This is a genomic window from Micromonospora sp. NPDC093244 (assembly GCF_040683695.1).
Lineage (GTDB): Bacteria > Actinomycetota > Actinomycetes > Mycobacteriales > Micromonosporaceae > Micromonospora.
The window spans coordinates 65,789-84,038 of the sequence record NZ_JBFBEO010000008.1; the positions used below are offsets into that span (position 1 = coordinate 65,789).

The 18,250-nt window shown below is 70.3% G+C and carries 12 protein-coding genes; 6 read left to right on the forward strand and 6 right to left on the reverse strand.

Annotated elements, in window-relative coordinates:
• The first annotated feature begins 200 nt into the window (after positions 1 to 200).
• Positions 201 to 782, forward strand: coding sequence for a hypothetical protein (locus AB0N27_RS27625; protein ID WP_364375821.1), 582 nt, complete (start codon positions 201 to 203; stop codon positions 780 to 782).
• 225 nt (positions 783 to 1,007) lie between these two features.
• On the forward strand, positions 1,008 to 1,622 hold the full coding sequence (locus AB0N27_RS27630) for a lytic polysaccharide monooxygenase (RefSeq protein WP_364375824.1): 615 nt from the start codon (positions 1,008 to 1,010) through the stop codon (positions 1,620 to 1,622).
• An 86-nt stretch (positions 1,623 to 1,708) separates the two neighbouring features.
• Here AB0N27_RS27630 and AB0N27_RS27635 read toward each other — a convergent pair whose 3' ends face one another.
• From AB0N27_RS27635 to AB0N27_RS27655, 5 genes are all read right to left on the reverse strand, one after another.
• Positions 1,709 to 2,365 (reverse strand): response regulator transcription factor, encoded by a 657-nt coding sequence (locus tag AB0N27_RS27635; protein ID WP_364375827.1) that lies wholly within the window; start codon positions 2,363 to 2,365, stop codon positions 1,709 to 1,711.
• Positions 2,362 to 4,314 carry a sensor histidine kinase gene (locus AB0N27_RS27640; RefSeq protein ID WP_364375830.1) on the reverse strand — a complete coding sequence of 651 codons (1,953 nt, stop codon included), beginning with the start codon at positions 4,312 to 4,314 and terminating at the stop codon, positions 2,362 to 2,364. Before AB0N27_RS27640 ends, AB0N27_RS27635 begins: the two co-directional genes overlap by 4 nt.
• A 93-nt stretch (positions 4,315 to 4,407) precedes the next feature.
• On the reverse strand, positions 4,408 to 7,569 hold the full coding sequence (locus AB0N27_RS27645) for a hypothetical protein (protein ID WP_364375833.1): 3,162 nt from the start codon (positions 7,567 to 7,569) through the stop codon (positions 4,408 to 4,410).
• Between the two features lie 206 nt (positions 7,570 to 7,775).
• Positions 7,776 to 8,453, reverse strand: coding sequence for a DUF1028 domain-containing protein (locus AB0N27_RS27650; protein ID WP_364375836.1), 678 nt, complete (start codon positions 8,451 to 8,453; stop codon positions 7,776 to 7,778).
• A 559-nt stretch (positions 8,454 to 9,012) separates the two neighbouring features.
• Positions 9,013 to 9,786, reverse strand: coding sequence for a hypothetical protein (locus AB0N27_RS27655; protein WP_364375839.1), 774 nt, complete (start codon positions 9,784 to 9,786; stop codon positions 9,013 to 9,015).
• Positions 9,787 to 10,258: 472 nt separating this feature from the next.
• Here AB0N27_RS27655 and AB0N27_RS27660 point away from each other — a divergent pair, with 472 nt between their 5' ends.
• Entirely contained in the window at positions 10,259 to 12,436 is a 2,178-nt protein-coding gene (locus AB0N27_RS27660) for a UvrD-helicase domain-containing protein (protein WP_364375841.1), read from the forward strand.
• 109 nt (positions 12,437 to 12,545) lie between these two features.
• Here the strand turns inward: AB0N27_RS27660 and AB0N27_RS27665 are convergent, their stop codons facing one another.
• Positions 12,546 to 13,904 (reverse strand): hypothetical protein, encoded by a 1,359-nt coding sequence (locus AB0N27_RS27665; RefSeq protein ID WP_364375844.1) that lies wholly within the window; start codon positions 13,902 to 13,904, stop codon positions 12,546 to 12,548.
• A gap of 351 nt (positions 13,905 to 14,255) precedes the next feature.
• On the opposite strand from AB0N27_RS27665, the gene AB0N27_RS27670 reads away from it, so the two are divergent.
• From AB0N27_RS27670 to AB0N27_RS27680, 3 genes are read left to right on the forward strand one after another with little or no spacing between them, the layout of a single operon-like run.
• A complete protein-coding gene (locus AB0N27_RS27670) occupies positions 14,256 to 15,302 on the forward strand; it encodes a LacI family DNA-binding transcriptional regulator (protein ID WP_364375846.1) in 1,047 nt (348 codons plus the stop codon).
• Positions 15,303 to 15,341: 39 nt separating this feature from the next.
• On the forward strand, positions 15,342 to 16,937 hold the full coding sequence (locus AB0N27_RS27675) for an FAD-dependent oxidoreductase (protein WP_364375849.1): 1,596 nt from the start codon (positions 15,342 to 15,344) through the stop codon (positions 16,935 to 16,937).
• A gap of 25 nt (positions 16,938 to 16,962) precedes the next feature.
• Complete coding sequence (locus AB0N27_RS27680) at positions 16,963 to 18,246, forward strand: sugar ABC transporter substrate-binding protein (RefSeq protein ID WP_364375851.1); 1,284 nt, start codon at positions 16,963 to 16,965, stop codon at positions 18,244 to 18,246.
• The last annotated feature ends 4 nt before the right edge of the window (positions 18,247 to 18,250 follow it).

The following is an 18,250-nucleotide window of genomic DNA, read 5'->3' on the forward strand; positions in this document are numbered from 1 at the left end:
GCCGGCAGCGTGCCGCTTTTGACGGGCACCCGCACGCCGCATCGCCGGGCCACCTCCGTGACGACGGGCAGGCGTCCTCGCCCGCGTCCGCATCCCCGGTACGCGCCCTCGACGGCCGACGCGCTCGACGTCCGACCTCACCCGGGCGCCCGATCCGGCCTGCCAGCGCACCAGAACCGGCGACGAGGTGAGAAGCAGCAATGATTTCCCGAGAGAGTCTCGCGGGTTGGTATCGGAATCGCTTTGTGTGGGTGGCGGTGATCCTGCTGGCGGTGTCGGCCGGCACTGTCGTGCTCCTCAACCGGGCCGAGTCGAAGACGGAGCCGGCGGATCTGCAGGGGCAGATCGTGAGCCGGATGCGCACCACACTCGAACAGGCGGACCCGGGGCAGCACAACCACGCAGGGCACGGCGCCCAGCAGGTGGCCACCGAGGAGAAGAAGCCGCCGGTGATCTGCGGGGTCCGCGTCTACGGCTACGAGCCGGCCGAGGCCACCGCGCTCGCCGAGGTACGGACGGTCTACGGATTCCACCTCTGCGGGATCGCCGAGCCGAAACGCCCCTGGGACGTGGCGGTCAAGCTGGCCGGCCCCGTGATCATGGACATGACCACCGAGCCGCCGGGCATCCAGGTGGTCGAGGCGACCGCCGACGTCAGGTTCGTCGACCGGCTGCGGGAGATGTTCCCGGACAGGTACGAGGAGGTGGCGCTCAAGGAGGCGCTGACCCCGTCGGAGATGGCCGACCAGCGCCGCAGGTACGACGCCGCAGCAGGGCTGTGACCATGCCGGTCGGCCGGGTCTACCCGACGGTAATAACGGTCAACCCGATCCACATCCGACTTTAGGTAGATCAACGTTGATATTTACTGTCATGGATGCAACAGTTGCTTGGGAGCGTTCCCAATCTGATCTCCAGTCCCGAAGAACGGAGGATGAACAGTGCGTCCACACACGTCCGATCTATCCGGCGGGCGATCCCGGTCAACCGTCCGCCAGTCCCTCCGAGTGCTCGTCCTGCTGTTCGCCATGGTGGTCGGGACGCTGCCGTGGACCAGCGCGGCCCAGGCCCACGGCACCGTCATCAACCCGGCGAGTCGCGCGTACCAGTGCTGGAAGACGTGGGGCAACCAACACACGAACCCGGCCATGCAGCAGCAGGACCCGATGTGCTGGCAGGCGTTCCAGGCCAACCCCGACACCATGTGGAACTGGATGAGCCAGCTGCGGGACGGCCTCGCCGGCCAGTTCCAGGCCCGCACCCCTGACGGACAACTGTGCAGCAACGCCCTCTCCCGCAACGACGCGGTGAACCAGCCCGGAGCCTGGAAGGCGACCACCGTCGGCCGCAACTTCACGGTCCAGATGTACGACCAGGCCAGCCACGGCGCTGACTACTTCCGGGTCTACGTCACCAAGCAGGGGTTCAACCCGGCCACCCAGCGGCTCGGGTGGGGCAACCTCGACCTGATCACGACGACCGGGCGGTACGCGCCGGCGCAGAACATCTCGTTCAACGTCTCGGTCTCCGGCCGCTCCGGAAGCCACGTCCTGTTCGTGATCTGGAAGGCGTCGCACATGGACCAGACCTACATGTGGTGCAGCGACATCACCATCACCTGATCGGCAGGACCGACAGCCGCGACACCAGTCCGGCCCGGGGTGGTGCGCCCCGGGTCGGACTGCTCTCCCGGTTGCCGCCCGGCCGGTCACCCCGGCAGCGGCGCGCCGAGTCCCTCGTCGCGGGCCAGGGCGATCGCCTCGGCCCGCGTGCCCACGCGCAGCTTCACCAGCAGGGTCGAGACGTTGTTGCGTACCGTCTTGGGGCTCACCCCCAGGCGTTGGGCGATGCCGTCGTTGGGCAGCCCCCGGGCCAACAGGTCGAGCACCTCGCGTTCCCGTTCGGTGAGCTGGGGAAAGGGCGCCGGGCCGGCCGACCCGGCGCGGAAGAGCAGATTGGCCCGGCCGGCGACCGCCGCGCCCAGCACCAGGTCGCCGCTGGCCACGCCGCGGATGCTGCGTTCCACGTCGGCGGCGGTCGCCCCCTTGAGCAGGTATCCCCGCGCGCCGGCACGCATCGCCGCGACAAGCGACGCGTCGTCGTTGAGCATTGTCACCACCAGCACCCCCACCTGCGGGTGATCGCTGGTGAGGGTCCGGGTCGCCGCGATACCCGAGTCCTGCCCGAAGTGCAGGTCCATCAGCACCACAGTCGGACGTACGCGGGCCACGAGGGTCAACGCGTCGGCCACGGTGGCGGCCTCCCCCACGCACTCGATCCCGTCGAGGGTGGACAGCAGGGCGATCATGCCCAACCGGAAGACGGGATGGTCGTCCACCACGACGACCCGGATCGGTGCGGTCACAACGGCTCCAACGGAATTCTCAGACACACGGTGGTGCCCCGGGGCAGCGCCGGGGCGACGTTCAGAGTCCCGCCGACACCGTCGGCGCGTTCCCGCATGGCGTGCATACCCACCCCCGGGCCCATCGCGTCGGCGGCCAGGCCCCGACCGTTGTCGGTGACGGTGACCCGCAACCTGTCCATGCCACGATCCAGGGTCACCACGCACCGCTGCACCCCGGCGTGCCGCTGGACGTTGCGGAGCGCCTCGGCGGTCACGCCGTACGCCGCGGTGGCGACGGCGTCGGAGAGAGGTTCGAGCGGCACCGGAACGCGAACGACAACTGTCAGGCCGGCCAGCGCGTAGCGCTCGCGCAGCAACTCCACCGCCGGGCCGAGCCCGCCGTCGGCGAGCACAGGTGGCAGCAGCCCGTGCGCCAGGTTCCGGACGTCCTCGGCCCGGCTGGTCAGCTCGACGATGAGTCGCTCCAGCAACTCGTCCGCGCGGTGCGGGTCACGGGTGAGCAGGTTGCGGCTGGCCGACAGTCCGAGCGCGATGCCGCTCAACGCCGGCCCGAGCCCGTCGTGCAGATCCCGCCGCAGCGCTCGCCGCTCCTCGTCGCGTACCTCTGCCAACCGCCGCTGGGAGCGGCTCAGGTCGCGGTTCGTCCGGGCCAGATCCACGACGGCTGCCACCACCGGGGCCAGTCCGGTGAGCGCCTCGGTCACCCGGGCGCCGAGCAGCTCACCGGGACGTGGCCAGGCGTGCAGGTGCCCGACCAGGCGTTCGCCGCTGACCAGCGGTACGGTCACCGGCGGTCCGCCGTCGTACGCCGGCGGCTCCGGGCCGTCCGTGCTGACCCGGACCTCGGCCAACCGCAGCGCGGCGGCGACGGCCGTACCGACGTCGCTCGGATTGCCGAGGCTGTGCGCGACCCGGTGCAGCAACGGTTCCGGGCCCTCGCCGTGCACGAGCCGGTCCACCCGGCGCTGCACCGCCTCCCGCACCGGCTGGAACGCCGCCGCGATGACTCCGGTGACGAGGAGCTGCGGCACCGGCGAGGTGATCGGCAACAGCCGGTCGAGCACGGTCACAAAGACGCTGTACGCGCCTACCACTCCCCCGGTCATCAGGTACCAGACCAGGGTCCGGCGCACCGCCAGCCGGAGGCCCCACAGTTGCTGGCGCAGCACCACCACGGCGACGGCGGCGGGAAAGAACGCCTGGGAGGCGAGAATCAGCAGCGCCGGCACGGTCGCCGGCACCACCGGGGGCAGCACGGTGACCAGGAAGGCGACGGTCAGCAACACGCTTCCGGTGGTCACCCAGCCCATGCCGTGGCGCTGGTCGGCCGGGCCCCGTCGCCACCGCCACGCCGCCCCTGCCGCGGCGAGCAGGCCGAGCGCCACCAGCACGTACGGCAACACCGGCGCCAGCGGGCGGGCAAGCGTGTCCCGCACGTCGCGTACGCCGGACGGCAGCGGGAACAGCCCGGCGGGCGGTGGCCCCGTGGCCAGGAGCACCACCAGAAGCGCCAGGTAGCCGAGGCCCACCCCGACGGCGGCCCGGTCGACAGATGTCCAGCGCCGGTCCGGCAGGAGCCACGGCATCACCACGACCAGGGCGTACAGGCCCGGCACCCACGCCCAGTGGTGAGCCGAGAGCAGCCAGGCCGGTCCCGGGTGCAGCAGTGTCCACTGGGCGGCGAACGCGGACAGCGAGCCGCCGAGCGCGACGCTGGCGACGATCCAGCCAGCCATCGTGCTGCCGGTCCGCTGCCGGGTCAGCACGAGCCAGGCCACACCGCCGTAGACGACACCGTCCATCAGGTCGACGAGCGAATACAGCTGCGTGGCGGTGAACGCCGGCAACGCGACACACCAGGCGACAACAGCACCGACGGTGAGCGCCGCGGTGGCCGTGAGGACGGCCCAGGCGGCGACCCGGTGTGACCTGGGAACGTTCGACATGTCCAGTCCACTGTGCCGGTCCGGCCGGGCGGGTGAGATCCCCCGCCCGGCCGGAGCTGGCGGGAAGCCGGTCCGAACCGGCCCCCGCCACTGTCAACTCTGAGCGACTGCGGTGCCGGTGACCCGGATCTGGTCGAGCACCGAGGTCACCTGGGGCAGCCGTTCGACGTACACGTTCGCGGCGAGCCGCTGCGAGTACGTCTCGTACAGGTCGGCGAGGTGCCCGGCCCGCTCGATGGCCACCGCGTGGATGCAGTTGCCGAGATACTCGTTCGGCGAGCCGGGGCTGTCCGCGCCCGAGCAGGTCGGCGAGTAGATGGGTTTCTGCCCCACCCGGGGGTCGATCTCGGTCGTCGCGTCCGGGCAGGGATCGCCGGCGGCGGCCTGGGTGCACGGGGCGTAGTTGGCCTCGGCTGTCCCGTACGCCTGGATGATGTTGGTCTGCGGTGTCTCCCGGCCGACCGGTGCGCCCGGGTGCCGGTAGTCGCTGGGCAGCAGCAGATCACCGAAGAGATGCCCGTCGAGCGATCCGTCCGCCTCCAGCGCCACCGGGAAACCCAGTTTGGTGTACGCCTGGAGCAGCCGCAGCGCCTCGGTGATCTTCTTGTTCCGGGCCCGCAGCGGTGACGTCGGGTCGGCGAACGCGTCGTTGACCACCTGGTAGTACTGCTTCTGCTTGCCCCAGAGCATGCGGTCGGCCTTGGTCCGGGCGATGGTCAGCCGTTCCGGATTGTCGGCGAACCCGGCCCCCGCCTCGAACGCCGCACGGTGCCCGCCGTCCTCGTACCGCATCACGTACGCCTCGTCGTGGCAGTAGCCGTCGGGCAGATCACCCCGCACGCTCCACGAGCAGATGATGCCCGCCGGGCTGGTGTTGCGCCAGGTGCGCACGTCCATCCAGAAGCCGCCCTGGTCCAGGCTCATCTGCGCGTGCACGGTGAGCTGGAGATCGGCCTTGGTGATCTCCAAGCGAGGTCCGGTGGTGGTGACGTGGTTGACGAACTCGGCGTCGTAGCAGAGCCGGAAGTGCGGCTCGAACCGCTCCTTCGTGCCGTGCGCGAGCAGCTGGAACGCGTTGGGCAGGTCGGACAGCCGCACGTTTGCGGGCATGAGCACCCTGGGCAGGGGGCTGTACGGGGCGCAGCCCGACATCTTGCTGTCCGCGTTGTAGCTCTTGACCTGTCGGCCCTGCTGGTCCAGGGTCGGTGACCAATATTCCCGCGTGTTCGACAGCCGTACCGGAGGTGCCTGGTCCGGGCCGTACCAGGGGTTGTATCCGCCGCCGGTGACCGTGTCGCGCAGTCGACGCATCTCCGCCGACTGGGCGTTGACCGCGCCCCGGTAGTTGTCCACCAGGCCGGTGAAGAGCGCGTTGCGGTGCCCGTCGGAGGTGGGCTGGCTGAACCGGCTGCCGGCGTCCACGATGCCCTGACCGGCGCGGCGGATCCGGCCGGCGAACGAGTCGTCCCCGGCCATGTCCCCGGCCAGGCTCGGGTTCTCCAGGGCCAGCGCGTTGAACGCACGCGCCGACATGGTCCACACTCCGGCGTGCGGCACCTTGCTGGTGGCCGGGTAGTTCGGGTCCCAGGTGCGCGCCAGGTAGGACAGGTAGTCGATCGCCCCGTATGGGCTCTTCTCATCGAGCACCCGGACCGGGTCCACGTTCGGCTGGGACCACTCCGCGGGAGTGAACACGAACGGCGCTCCGGTGCTGATCGACGTGGCGGCAGTGAAGAGACGGCCCTCGGTCTCGTCGTACTGCGGAACGGAGAGGGTCCGGCCGGTCCGGATCTTGTAGCCGACGAACGTGTTGGTGACGTACTCGGCATCGTTGAGCGCGCTCTTCTTCAGCGCCTCCTGGATGGAGAGGCTGAGCTGATCCACCCGGGTCTCCAGGCCGTAGATCTGCCGCTTGATCGCGTCGAGGTCGCGGATCACCCCGCCGAGGTCGTTGCTCATCCGCTGCATGATCGACATGACGTCGTCGTAGATGGCGGTGAGCATCGCCTCGACCCGGTCGAACCGGTCGTGCATCTCGGTACGCAGCTGACCGACCTGCTCGCGCAGCTTGCCGATCTCCTGCATGACCAGTTCGTGCTCGGTGGGACCGGACCCGAAGAAGATCGGGGCGAGCGTCATCACCGCGCCGAGCACGTTGCCGGTGAGCATCACGGTGCTCAGCGAGCCGATGGCGTCACTGAGGCCGAGGCCGGCGACCGTCGGGAGGTACTGGTTGATCGCGGTGGCGATGCTGATCGCAGCCTTGCCGATCGCGAGGACGTCCTTGCCGGCCTTCTCGTCGGCGAAGCCGGCGAGGGTGGCCAGGATGCCGACTGCCGAGCCGGCCGCGTCGATGGCGACCTGGCGGCTGGCGGCCTCGGCGAGCGCGTTCGTGTAGTCCTGCGGGGTGGGCTTCGGCCCCGGGCCGACCGGGTACTTGAGGTCCGCTGCGGCCATCCGGTCGAGGACCTCGCTGTTCTGACCGGAGACCCGGTCCAGGGCGGCGCGCAGTTCGGTACGCAGCGCCGCCAGGTACGCCTGCTCGTTGCCGAGATGCTCCAGGATCGCCTCGGTGTTGACGTACGTGGCGAGCAGCGGGTCGGCGAGCAGTTGCTCGGTGGTGGCGGTCGCCCGCACGTTGAGTTGCGCACCGATCGCCCCGTCCCAGGCGGCAGCCAGGTCGGCGTCGAGTGCCGCGGCCCGGGTGAGCTGCCCCCACGCGCGTTCCTGGACCGCGTACAGCGCGTCCATCCAGCGGTAGTTCTGGTAGGCGCTGGTCACCGCGTCCTCGACCTCGGCGGACGCGCTGATAGTGCCGCCGATGGTGGCGTCCAGCAACGCCTTGACCATCGGCGTCCCGATCGACACGCCGGGCACCCCGGAGACCGCGTCGATCACCTTGATGACCGTGGCGTACGTGGTCCGGGCCGAGGTGTCGGAGATGCCCGCCGCGTTCACGGCCTGCCGGGTCGCCACCATGTGCCGCACCACGTCGTCCCGGCTGGCGGAGGGGTTGCGCTCGCGCCAGTCCAGCAGCTCGGCGGTGAGGACCAGGTTCTTCAGCCCGGCCACCCCACTGTTGTGCGCCCGCATGTAGGCGGAGAACACTCCGTCGTGGAACCGGGCCGCCTGGTAGTCCACCGGATCGGCGGCGACCGCCGGACTCTGCGTCAGCACCACGACCGCGGCCACGACGGCGGCGAACAACACCCGCAGGCGCCCGCCCCGCCGGCCCGGTCTCAAAAGCACACGCACTTCGGGATCCTCCTGGTCTGCTCCGCGTCCGCCGACCGGCGGACGCAGGCGCAGTGTCCGAAGTGAGCGGTCCCGCCAACCAGGGGCAGGTGTCCCGGACGGGCAGGATTCCGGTACGGGTGGGACGACCAGTGCGGTCATTACGTGCGTCAGAGCAGCGCGCCGGGCCGGGACGCACGGCGGTGTTCACGTAGCCGAGACGCGGGCTACCCCAACGACTGTCGGGCGCCCTCGCCCATCGGGTCGTCGCGCGTCGGCAACTCCCGGATGGCCGGCAGCACCTCGTCCCGGAAGACCCCGTGCAGGCGGCGCAGCTCCAGCGCGGGCTGCTCGGCGTCGTCGACACGCACGTCCCAGAGTGGGTACGGCTGATCGCCGATCACGGTCACGGTCGCCGAGCGTGCTCCGTGCCGGTCACCGCCGGCCCCCTCACCCGCCTCGATGGCGAGCACGAGCCGTTCCGCCAGGTCGAGTTCCCGGCTGTCCTCGAACGCCCGAACGATCGCCGCGAGGGTTTCCCCGTCCACCAGCCGGTTGCCCTGCACCGCGTAACCCGGCCTCGTGTGGTGCCCCGCCCAGTCCCGGGTACGGGAACCGGTGAACGCGTACGAGCGACCCTGCCGGTCCACCATCCCGACCTGCCGTACCTCCCGACCCGGGTCCCGGGCCAACAGCTCGGTCAGGACGTCCTCCGGCGAGCGACCCTCGGCGAGCAGCGGCAGGCCGTCGTACGCCAGGAAGGGGTTGGGGGTGGCCTGGGTCGCCACCGCGCCTGCGCCGCTCTGGACGTGTGCGACAAGCTTGCCGACCGCGGGTCTGGCCGTCAGGGCTCCCACCCCGAGGTGGCCGGTACGCGGACACCGCGCGGCGATCGAGAAGGTCACGGCCGGCGCGTACCCGCCCCGACGCCCGGTATGCCGGAGCCCGCCGAACACGAGCCCGTCGTCGTCGAGTCGGCCTCGTGCCGATCAGCCGCTTCGGCGGTTGCCCCACTGGCGCGGGCTCTGGACCGAGCCCCGGCCGCCGAAGTGCTGACCCTTCCCGTGCGGTTGGGGCGAGGTGCCCTTGCCCTTCGCGCGTCGGGCGGCCCGATTGGCGTGAACGGCAGGCTGCTCGGTTTCGGCAGTGGCCGGGGTGTCGGCATCCGCCGCGTGATCGTCTCGGACGGGCTCAGGCTCCGGCATCGGCATCTCCCTGGATTCGTGGGGCGCCCTGCGGGCCATCGACAGCCGCCGGACGCGGACTGTTCGGTGCCGTGCGGGCGTCCTGACGGTAGCGCAGTCCGAACGACGGTCTCCGGCCGGTAGAGGGGTGACACGGCCCGTGGCAGCCGGTACGCGAGGGCCCCACCCCGCCCCGGTTGGCGGCAGGGTGGGCGCACCGTCGGCGGAGATCCGCGGGCCGCGCCTGGTCAGGTCACGCGGTGGAACGTGACGAACGACGTCAGCAGCCGAGCCGCCGGGCCGAGAGAGCGATGTCGTCGATCCACAGGTCGAACTCGCCGGGTGTGGTGCCGCCCTGATAGAGCTGCCAGCCGACCTTGACCGTGTTCACGGTCGGCAGGACGAAGGGCACGTCGTTGCCGCCGTGTTCGGTGGTCGAGGCGGTCAGTTCCGGTTGGGCCACGTTGTCGATCCACACCGTGACGCGATTGTCCGTCGGGTCGAGTTTCCACTCGAAGCACTGCCAGGTGTCCTCGACGACAGGGGCGGACTCCCGCCAGTTGGTCCAGTCGCCGGTCGGGCCACCGTCGGCGCCCACACCCCAGAAGGTCCCGGGGACGGTGGGGGCGTACTGGCCGCCGACCGGCCGGACGACCTCCGTACTTCCGGTGCCGGTCGCCTCCACGAGGTTGAAGTGCGCCCAGTCGGGGGCGGTGGGGAACGCGTCGACGCGCAGTCGCATCCGGCCGTAGAAGCGGTTGCCCGGCGCGGCGAAGTCGTCGACGCGTAGGAACGCGCGTCCGTTGTCGACAGTGTGGATGTGCAACACCTGGTTGCCGTGGCGGGCGCGTTCGACGGTGAGCGTGCCGTTACGGGTGTCGACGCCCCAGTCCAACGTGCTGGCACCCCCACGCGGCAACCGTTCGAAGTCTTCGCAGAAGAGCAGTCCACTGGTGCACGAGCGGGGGGAGGCACCCGACGCGCCGGCCGGGATGCTGCCGGCTGTGGTGCCGAGGATCAGTGCTGCGGTGAACACCGCGAGGAAACGGCGCATGGTCATCCTTCAAGGCGTTGAGCCCTATGCCGCGGCAAGGGGCCGGAACAGTGCTTACGGACATGGCGATCGCTGCCACCTCGTCGCGGGTTCAGATACGACACCTGCCCGTCGTCGTGAAGGTGATTCGGCGGTGCGGCGCGCGTCCGCCAGAACGGCGCCCTGCCGGCAGTGCCATGCTCCCGCGCTGACCGTTCCCAGCGCGGTTGCCCCCACGCTGCAGCGATGGTCGCCATTGCAGCACACCCGCGACCGATCGGGCAACATCGATGACAGTCGCTGGTTGGCGAACCGTCGACAAGCCAATCGCGATTCGACGAGGCCACAGACGTCCCGCGATCGCAAGGATTGAGATTCCTGTCTCTGCCGACGGAGTTCCTGGTCGACGAGTGGACATCGACTCTATGCTTGCCGCCGGAATAGCCCGCGGCTGATCCGGGCCGAGGAGGAACACCAATACGGGGATTGGCGAATGCGCCGGGATTCTGCTCTGAACAACGGCTCTGCCGGCGTCAGTGACGTGGCACCACACGACGAACCTCCGACCTCCACCGCACCGGGCGGCACGCTCCGGTCCGCGGTCGCCGAGGAGCAGGAGTTTCTCGACCTGGCCACGGCCCGGCGCGACAGGCTCGCCGAGCACCTGCGGGCCGAACTCTCCGCAGGGGCCGTGGACGCACTGGAGCGGGCCCGGCACCGCATGCTCCGCCAGCAGTACGAAGAGCTCCGGCAAGCACGGGAAGGCCTGGTCTTCGGCCGCCTCGACGGCCTCGACGGCGTTGTACGGCACGTGGGCCGTGTCGGTCTCCGCGACGATGGCGAGGCCGGCGAGCCACTGCTGGTGGACTGGCGCGCGCCGGCGGCTCGGCCGTTCTACACCGCGACGGCTGTCGACCCGCAGGGCCAGGCGCGGCGCCGCCACATCCGCACCGAGGGATCGACTGTCGTCGGTGTGGATGACGAGCCACTGGACGGATCCACAACGACGGAACTCGTCGGCGAGGGTGCCCTGCTTGCCGCTCTCGACAAGCGGCGTACCGGCCGCATGTCGACGGCGATCTCCACGCTGCAACGCGAACAGGACGACATCATCCGTGCCGAGGCGACCGGCCCGCTCATCGTTCAGGGCGGTCCCGGCACCGGCAAGACCGTTGTCGCTCTCCACCGCGTCGCCTACCTGCTGTTCACCCACCGCAGGATGGCCGACCAGGCGGTCCTGGTTCTCGGCCCCTCCCCGCGATTCCTCACGTACATCGCCCAGGTGCTGCCCGCGCTCGGTGAGACGGCAGTCGTCTCGGCGACCTGCGACACTCTGCTGGCCGGGATCAGCGTGCAGCGCGACGAGAGCCGGCTCCTCGCCGAGATCAAGGGCCGTGCCCTCTGGCAGAGCGCGCTCGAAAACCACGTCACGTCGCTGCTCCCCCGACCTCGTGAGCTGAAGGTGCGCTGGGAGGGCGAGTTCTACGTCATCACCGCCGCGGCGGTGGCGCAGGCACTCGCCTCGGCGGTGCAGGGACGCCCGTACCATCGCGCCCGCGCGGCGTTCGCCGAGCAGCTACACCATCTCCTTGCCGAAGTCGTCGTCGAGCAACGCGAGACGCTGCTGGACGAGATGGAGGAGGGCTTCGAGGACATCCTCGCCGGCGTCGACAAGAGCATGCAGAACGACCACCGGCCCGTCAGGACGTCCACCGGCAGTGACGTCGACGGCCTGTTCTCCGACGACGAGATTGACGACCTGCGTCATCGGATCGCCGAGAACGCCACAATCGCCCGGTTCATCGAGGCGTGGTGGCCCACCCTCGACACCGGAACCCTGCTGCGTGACTTCCTGGCCGACCGCACCCAGCTGGCCCGGTTCGCCCCGCAACTCTCCGCGGAGGAGATCGCCGCTGTCGCGGCCGAGCCCGCCACGTGGGCATCGAGCGACATCCCCCTGCTCGACGCCCTCGCCGATCTGCTGGGCCGGGTCGAAGCCCCGCAACCACAGGGCGAGTTCGTCGCCGAGCGGGCTCGCCGGCAACGCGACTGGGTGTACGGCCACGTCGTCGTCGACGAGGCCCAGGAACTGTCCGAGATGCAGTGGCAGATGGTCCTGCGGCGCTGCCCCAGTCGCTCCATCACGGCGGTCGGCGACATCGACCAGGCCGAGGCGGCACACCGGCACACCAGCTGGGCACAGGCGGTCCAGGCTGTTTTCGGAGACCGTTGGACCGCCGCGGAACTGACCATCTGCTACCGGACCCCGCGTGAGGTCATGGACCTCACCGGGCCGGTCTTGACGAACGCCGGCAGCCACAACCCGCCGCCGCGGGCGGTGCGCTCCTCCGGCATCGCCCCCTGGGAGCTCACGGTCACGTCCGCGGAGCTTCCCGGCACCGCCGCCGAAGCTGTCCGACGACTGCGGCAACGGTGGCGTGACGGCACTGTCGGCGTCATTGCCCCCGCCCACCGTGTCGCCGAGCTGGCAGCGGTTCTGCGTGACGTGCCGGTCCTCACCGCGTCCGAGTCCAAGGGACTGGAATGGGACGCGACACTCCTCGTGGACCCGCAGGGCATCGCCGCTGAACCGCGCGGCTGGAACGGCCTCTACGTCGCTCTCACCCGATGCACCCAGGAACTCGGACAGCTGATACTCACGCCACGATGACGACGCGGAGCCGGCCGGCACCCAGGGGTGCCGGCCGGCCCGGCGAAACGGGTACGGCCCGGCAGCTCGCCGACCATCAGGTGGCGACGTGTCCACCGGGGACGGTCCGCTAGTTGCTCCCCCGGTCGTGCGGGACGGTGACGGTGACGGTGCACCCGACCGGCCGCCCGATCTCGTCGTGGCCGGCATAGGTGAGGTGGTACACCCGGTCCCCGCCGTTGCCGGCACGTTCGGCGCGTAGCCTGCCGCTCGTGTCCGGCGCGCCGACGGTGAAGCCACTGACGTCCGTGGCGTCGCCCCCGGTCACGCCGGTCAGGGTGAACGCGTTCGGGCCGAGCACACCGTCGCGCAGGTCCACTGTGAGGTCGACGTCGACCAGCTTGTGGTTCGGTGGCCACAGGACCGGTCGGTCCGCCGCGCAGTCGAGCTGCCGTACCGGCAGTGGCCCCGCAAGGGTGGCGGTGGCGTGTCCGATGGTCGCGGTGAGCCGGCCACCGGCTTCGTAGTACATGTGCGCGGTACGCCCGTCGAAGTAGAACGTCGGCGCGGCCGAGCGGCCGAGGTCGGGAGCCGCGGACATCGAGTCGTGGACGACGCCGAGGTGGATCTCCTGGTCGAAGTCCTGCCCGACGTCGACCGCGTGCATGTTGCCGTTGGCGGCGTGGTAGATCACCAGGTTGCGGTCGTTCCAGCGCAGGAAGAACGGACCGGAGGCGTTAGGTCCTTCGATGCCCTGCGGTGTCACGAGCGGTTCGGGCTGCATGGTCCAGGTCCGCGCGTCGTTGGAGACCGCCCAGCGGATCCGCCGCGACACCGGCCCGGTCGGTCCCGGCAGCGCGGCGGTCGGGTTGTCCATGAAGACCATCAGGTACCGGGTGCCCAGGCGGGGCACGGACTGCTCGAACACGCGGGCGTAGGAGGTCTCGCCGCCCGTCGAGTCGTTCCGGCTGACCGCCGTCCCGCCGTAGTCGAAGTGGATGCCGTCGTCGGAGGTCGCGTACCTGGTGATGGAGTTCTCGCCGTGGAAGTAGAGGAACAGCTTGTTCTCGCCCTCGATCCACACCGCGTGCGGTGAGGAGATGTGGCTGACCGTGGCGTAGTGCGGCAGCCAGGTGTTGCCGATCAGGGGGTTGGCGTCGTACTCCGTCCACGGACCGTTGATCGAGTCGGCGTACGCGAGGGCGATCCCGCCGGGACGCTCGTGCGGCGCGTAGTACAGGTAGTAGGTGCCGAGCGGGTTGGGGAAGTAGTCGGCGGCCCGGATGACGCTCGGGAAGATGAACTCGTTCGTCGGGTTGTAGGCCAGGGCGTCCTTGTCGAACGCGGTGCCCTGGTAGGTGAACTGGGGGAAGTCGAGCGGGGGCTCGGCGGCCGCCGGTCGGGCGCCGGCCAGTGCGGCGACGAGCAGGCCGGCACTGGCGGCCGCCAGGGTGGCGCGTCGGGAGGACGGGGCGGGTGGTCTCGTCATGCGGCTTCCTCTTCGGTCGGTCGGATCGGCGGCACGAACGGCGCGATGTGACACTCAGTAAGAACGCAGGGGACATCGATCGGCGAGCACCCCTGGCACCGCCGAGCTAATACGTATTAGCATCTATGTTTCTCGAATGTTGCGCGACCGACGGCGCCGCTGTCAAGAGGCGGCGTCCGCCCCGGGCCGGACGCCAACCCGCCGCGAACCCGGACCGCTAATGCGCATTACTCCAGCGGGTTTACCGCGCCGAAATCTCTCGTCCACCTCTTGACACACGCCGGACCACCGGCCAAGCTCCTTCCCAACGCCGACCGCTAATACGCATTAGCAGCACCGAAGGGACCCGACGTGACCGCTCCCCCCAGACGTGTCACCCAACGTGACATTGCGCGGATGGCTGGCGTCAGTCAGGCGACGGTGTCGCTGGTGCTCAACAATCGGACCGACGCTGACGTCCGCATCGCCCCGGAGACCCGGGACCGGGTGCTGCGGGTCATCGCCGAGACCGGCTACGCCGCCGATCCCGTGGCCCGTCGCCTCGCCTCACGGTTCAACCGGATCATCGGCGTCTTCACGTACGAGCCCGCCTTCCCCAGCGGCAGCCGGGACTTCTTCCACCCGTTCCTGCTCGGCATCGAGGAGTACGCCGAGAGCGTCGGCTGCGACCTGCTGCTGTTCACCAGCGCACCGGTGGTGGACGGCCGGCGACGCATCTTCCACCAGGACAACCGGCTCCGTCTGGCCGACGGGTGCATCCTGCTCGGACGCGAGATCGACGGCGCGGAGCTGCAACGGCTCAACCGCGACGGCTATCCGTACGTCGCCGTCGGGCGCCGCGACGACACCGACGGACCGGTCCCCTACGTCGGCGCCGACTACGCCTCGGCAGTGGCCCAGCTCGTCGAGGTGGCGCTGCGGCACGGTCACCGCCGCCTGACGTACGTGAGCATGGGCACCACCGCGGAGTCCTCCGAAGACCGGCGCCGTGGGTTCCACGCCGCCGCGGCGACAGCGGAGAGCGCCGGGCAGATGTCGGCGCTGGCCGGGGAGGCCGAGACGACACTCGACACGCTGCTGGCCGCCGGGACCACAGTCGCCTTCGTGGAGGACTTCGCCACCGCGGTCGCGCTGGAGTCGGCCACCCGCCGGCGTGGCCTGACCGTGCCCGGCGACCTGTCGATCGTGACCCTCGGCGACCCGACCGTTCCGGTCCCCACCGACATCACCTTCACCGGGTTCCGCATTCCCCGCGAGGAGATGGGCCGCCAGTCGGTCGAGGTGCTCACGGGCGTCATCGACGGAAGCGCGGACGGCGTCCAGCAGCGACTTCTCCCCTGCGAACTCGTCGAGGGCAGCACCCTCGGCACCCCTGATCAGGCGGTTGACCGGAGCTGAGCGGTCGACCGAGCAACTGGAAGGAAACACGTGGTACTCATGCGTACGGACGTCCTCGTCGTCGGGGGCGGACTGGGTGGCGTCGCCGCGGCGCTCGCCGCGGCCCGGGCCGGCCGGTCCGTCATCCTGACCGAGGAGTTCGACTGGCTCGGCGGGCAACTCACCAGCCAGGCCGTCCCCCCGGACGAACACTCCTGGATCGAACAGTTCGGCGCCACCGCCAGCTACCGGGAGCTGCGCAACGGCATCCGCGACTACTACCGTCGCCACTACCCGCTGACCGAGCGGTCGCGGGCCTGGACCGACCTCAACCCCGGTGCGGGTTGGGTGAGCCGACTTTGTCACGAGCCGCGGGTGGCCGTCGCCGTCCTCGACCAGATGCTCGCCCCGTACCTCGGTTCGGGCCGGCTCCGGGTGCTCCAGCCGTACCGGCCGGTGGCCGCGGAGACCGACGGGGACCGGGTGACCGGCGTGACCCTCGCGCACCGCGACCGGGACCAGCGGATCGACGTGGTCGCGCCGTACATCCTGGACGCCACGGAGACCGGCGAGCTGCTGCCGCTGACCGGCACCGAGTACGTCACCGGGTTCGAGTCGCAGGCGCAGACCGGTGAGCCGAGCGCTCCGGCCGAGGCCCAGCCGATGAACATGCAGGCGGTGTCCGTCTGCTTCGCCCTGGACCACGTCGACGGCGACCACACCATCGACCGCCCGGCGGGCTACGACTTCTGGCGCGACTACAAGCCGGACTTCTGGGGCGACCGGCTGCTGTCCTGGAAGTCGCCGCACCCGCGCACGCTGGAGATCGTCGAGCGCAGCTTCACCCCCAACCCGGACGACGACCCGTTGAGCGTCAACGCCGACCAACGCGTCAACCCCGGCGACGGCAACCTGTGGACGTTCCGCCGGATCGCCGCGCGGCGCAACTTCACCGACGGCGCGTACGACAGCGACATCACGCTCGTCAACTGGCCGATGATCGACTACTTCGAGGGCCCGGTCATCGACGTGCCGAACGCGTCGTGGCACCTGTCCAAGGCCCGCGAGCTGTCGTACTCGGTGCTCTACTGGATGCAGACGGAGGCGCCCCGACCGGACGGCGGCACCGGCTTCCCCGGCCTGCGGCTGCGCGGCGACGTGACAGGCAGCGCGGACGGCCTGGCCCAGGCCCCGTACATCCGCGAGTCCCGCCGGATCCGCGCCGAGTACACGGTGGCCGAGCAGGACCTGTCCCTGGCGGTCCGGGGCGACCACGGGGCGGTCAGCTACCCGGACGCGGTGGGCGTGGGCATGTACCGGATCGACCTGCACCCGTCGACCGGCGGCGACAACTACATCGACGTCGGCTCCTGCCCGTTCGAGATCCCGCTCGGCGCGCTGATCCCGCAGCGGATGGAGAACCTGCTTCCGGCCGGCAAGAACATCGGCACCACCCACATCACCAACGGCAGCTACCGGCTGCACCCGGTCGAGTGGAACGTCGGCGAGGTCGCCGGTCTGCTCGCCGACTTCTGCCTGGCGCGGGGCGAGTCCCCGCGTGCGGTCCGCAACACCCCCCGTCTGCTGGCTGACTTCCAGGACCGCCTCACCGCGGCCGGCGTGGAACAGCGCTGGCCGCAGATCGCGGGCTACTGAACACACCCCCGGTAAGGAGAATATTGTGAGAGCAGGAAAGGCCCTGCGCGGCGTCGCCGTGGCGATGGCCGGCGCGCTCGCCCTGACCGCCTGCGGCGGCGGTGGCGAGGCCGACGACAGCGGCCCGGCGAAGCTGCGGATGACCGTCTGGTCGGCCAACGAGGCACATCTCAAGCTGTTCAACGAGATCGCCGACGAGTACCGCAAGAGCCACCCGGACGTCACCGAGATCAAGTTCGATCCGCTGCCGTTCGACACCTACACCACGACCCTGACCACTCAGATCGCCGGCGGGAACGCACCCGATCTCGCCTGGGTGTTCGAGAACTCCGCCCCCGACTTCGTCGCCTCGGGCGCGCTGCTGCCCCTCGACGACACCCTCAGGAAGGCCGAGGGCTACCAGTACGACGACATCTCCCCCGCCACGCTCAAGCTCTGGCAGGACGGCGGCAAGCTGTACGCGTACCCCTTCTCCACCTCGCCGTTCGGGGTCTTCGTCAACACCGACATGCTCAAGAAGGCCGGGCAGAAGACCCCGGCCGAGCTGATCGCGGCCGGTCAGTGGACCTGGGACAACGCTCTGGCAGCCGCGGGCGCGACGGCGGCGGACTCCGGCAAGGCCGGCCTGGTCATCCGGGACTTCGACTACAAGGGCTGGGACAACCTGTCCACCTTCTGGACCGGGTGGGGAGCCCAGGCGTGGAGCGAGGACGGCAGGTCCTGCGGCTTCAACAGCCCGGAGATGGTCGACGCGATGACCACCCTGCACAAGGCCACCTTCACCCAGAAGGCGCTGCCCGGCCCGGGCACGACAGCCGACTTCTTCGCCGGTGACGCGGCCATGACGGTCACCCAGATCTCCCGCGCCTCGCTGCTCAAGGACGGCGGCTTCGGGTGGGACCTGGTGCCGCTGCCCGCCGGCCCGAAGGGGAACTACGCGGTGGTCGGCCAGGCCGGCGTCGGGGTCATGAAGAAGAGCCCGCACGCCAAGCAGGCGGCCGACTTCCTGGCCTTCTTCACCAACCCCACCAACTCGGCGAAGCTCGCCCAGTTCTTCCCGGCGCCCCGGCAGTCGCAGCTGACCGCCGAGACCCTCGCCAAGACCAACCCGAAGCTCAAGCCGGAGCAGTTGCAGAAGGTCGTCATCGACGGCATCACCAACGGCGTGGTCAAGCCCAGCCACTCCGGCCAGGCCGAGCTGAGCCAGCAGGTCCGCGCCGGGCTCGACCCGCTGTGGCAGCCGAACGCGGACGTCAAGGCCGTACTCGACGGCGTCTGCGCCAAGATCCAGCCGCTGCTGGCGAAGTAAGGCC

Coding starts and splice junctions, on each gene's coding strand:
- AB0N27_RS27625 (WP_364375821.1), top strand. CDS start 201: ATGATTTCCCGAGAGAGTCTCGCGGGTTGGTATCGGAATCGCTTTGTG.
- AB0N27_RS27640 (WP_364375830.1), bottom strand. CDS start 4,314: ATGTCGAACGTTCCCAGGTCACACCGGGTCGCCGCCTGGGCCGTCCTC.
- AB0N27_RS27655 (WP_364375839.1), bottom strand. CDS start 9,786: ATGCGCCGTTTCCTCGCGGTGTTCACCGCAGCACTGATCCTCGGCACC.
- AB0N27_RS27660 (WP_364375841.1), top strand. CDS start 10,259: ATGCGCCGGGATTCTGCTCTGAACAACGGCTCTGCCGGCGTCAGTGAC.
- AB0N27_RS27665 (WP_364375844.1), bottom strand. CDS start 13,904: ATGACGAGACCACCCGCCCCGTCCTCCCGACGCGCCACCCTGGCGGCC.
- AB0N27_RS27675 (WP_364375849.1), top strand. CDS start 15,342: ATGCGTACGGACGTCCTCGTCGTCGGGGGCGGACTGGGTGGCGTCGCC.